Below are 2056 nucleotides of genomic sequence, written 5' to 3'. Positions count from 1 at the left end.
CTTTCCCTCACGGTACTGGTTCACTATCGGTCGATTACGAGTATTTAGCCTTGGAGGATGGTCCCCCCATATTCAGACAGGATGTCACGTGTCCCGCCCTACTTGTCGTACGCTTAGTATCACCGGTCCGATTTCACATACGGGGCTATCACCCACTATGGCTCCTATTTCCAGAGGATTCTGTTATCGGTCCGACTATCACGTACAGGCTCTTCCCATTTCGCTCGCCGCTACTTTGGGAATCTCGGTTGATTTCTTTTCCTGCAGCTACTTAGATGTTTCAGTTCGCCGCGTTCGCCTTGCATACCTATGTATTCAGTATGCAATACCCTAAAAGGGTGGGTTGCCCCATTCGGAAATCTGCGGATCAAAGTGTGTTTGCTCACTCCCCGCAGCTTATCGCAAGCTACTACGTCCTTCATCGCCTGTAATCGCCAAGGCATCCACCATGTGCACTTATTCGCTTGTCCCTATAACGTTAGCCTCTGAAGACCTAAGTCATCAAAGAGCGCTACAGGGATAAGAAAGTACAACGTTGTTGCTTGTTTGTTGATACATACAATCATTACCCATCGATTCGCTTTTTACGGCAAACCGATCAATAAATAATCTTTACTTCTTCCAGATTGTTAAAGAACGAAACAGCTTTGATCGCTAAAAGATCAAACCTAAACCTGAGTCACTGACCGGCTTACGTTTGCACTTTCAAAGTATTGGTGGAGGATGACGGGATCGAACCGACGACCCCCTGCTTGCAAAGCAGGTGCTCTCCCAGCTGAGCTAATCCCCCGGGAATGTACTACTCGGGTCTTACTGGTAGGGCTGGTTGGACTCGAACCAACGACCCCCGCGTTATCAACACGGTGCTCTAACCAGCTGAGCTACAGCCCCAACGCGGTGCTACTACGACTACTGTTTCTTCTTAATTAAACAGCCGATAAGTGTGAACATTTGATGCGTGAATCAGTTACCTGATTCGTGCAAACTCTAGAAAGGAGGTGATCCAGCCGCACCTTCCGATACGGCTACCTTGTTACGACTTCACCCCAGTCACGAATCCTACCGTGGTAAGCGCCCTCCTTACGGTTAAGCTACCTACTTCTGGTAAAACCCGCTCCCATGGTGTGACGGGCGGTGTGTACAAGACCCGGGAACGTATTCACCGCGACATGCTGATCCGCGATTACTAGCGATTCCAACTTCATGCAGTCGAGTTGCAGACTACAATCCGGACTACGATACACTTTCTGCGATTAGCTCCCCCTCGCGGGTTGGCGGCGCTCTGTATGTACCATTGTATGACGTGTGAAGCCCTACCCATAAGGGCCATGAGGACTTGACGTCATCCCCACCTTCCTCCGGTTTGTCACCGGCAGTCTCATTAGAGTGCCCTTTCGTAGCAACTAATGACAAGGGTTGCGCTCGTTGCGGGACTTAACCCAACATCTCACGACACGAGCTGACGACAGCCATGCAGCACCTGTGTACTGGTTCTCTTTCGAGCACTCCTCAATCTCTCGAGGATTCCAGCCATGTCAAGGGTAGGTAAGGTTTTTCGCGTTGCATCGAATTAATCCACATCATCCACCGCTTGTGCGGGTCCCCGTCAATTCCTTTGAGTTTTAATCTTGCGACCGTACTCCCCAGGCGGTCTACTTCACGCGTTAGCTGCGTTACCAAGTCAATTAAGACCCGACAACTAGTAGACATCGTTTAGGGCGTGGACTACCAGGGTATCTAATCCTGTTTGCTCCCCACGCTTTCGTGCATGAGCGTCAATCTTGACCCAGGGGGCTGCCTTCGCCATCGGTGTTCCTCCACATATCTACGCATTTCACTGCTACACGTGGAATTCTACCCCCCTCTGCCAGATTCTAGCCTTGCAGTCTCCAATGCAATTCCCAGGTTGAGCCCGGGGATTTCACATCAGACTTACAAAACCGCCTGCGCACGCTTTACGCCCAGTAATTCCGATTAACGCTTGCACCCTACGTATTACCGCGGCTGCTGGCACGTAGTTAGCCGGTGCTTATTCTTCAGGTACCGTCATTAGCAA

At 50.6% G+C, this 2056-nt stretch carries 2 tRNA genes and 2 rRNA genes; all 4 read right to left on the bottom strand.

Annotation, left to right across the window (positions count from 1 at the left end):
* A 23S ribosomal RNA gene (locus tag ACP7DW_RS28635) occupies nt 1-470 on the bottom strand; the annotation flags it as partial.
* Between the two features lie 244 nt (nt 471-714).
* Nucleotides 715-790: transfer RNA gene (locus ACP7DW_RS28630), tRNA-Ala, on the bottom strand.
* Nucleotides 791-814: 24 nt separating this feature from the next.
* Nucleotides 815-891: transfer RNA gene (locus ACP7DW_RS28625), tRNA-Ile, on the bottom strand.
* A gap of 100 nt (nt 892-991) precedes the next feature.
* Nucleotides 992-2056 (bottom strand): 16S ribosomal RNA (locus ACP7DW_RS28620); the annotation flags it as partial.

It is taken from the genome of Janthinobacterium sp. PSRC1-1, from assembly GCF_049897525.1.
Lineage (GTDB): Bacteria > Pseudomonadota > Gammaproteobacteria > Burkholderiales > Burkholderiaceae_D > Janthinobacterium > Janthinobacterium tructae.
The sequence above is the reverse complement of the archived record's forward strand: the minus strand, read 5'-3'. Positions and strand labels throughout refer to the sequence as shown.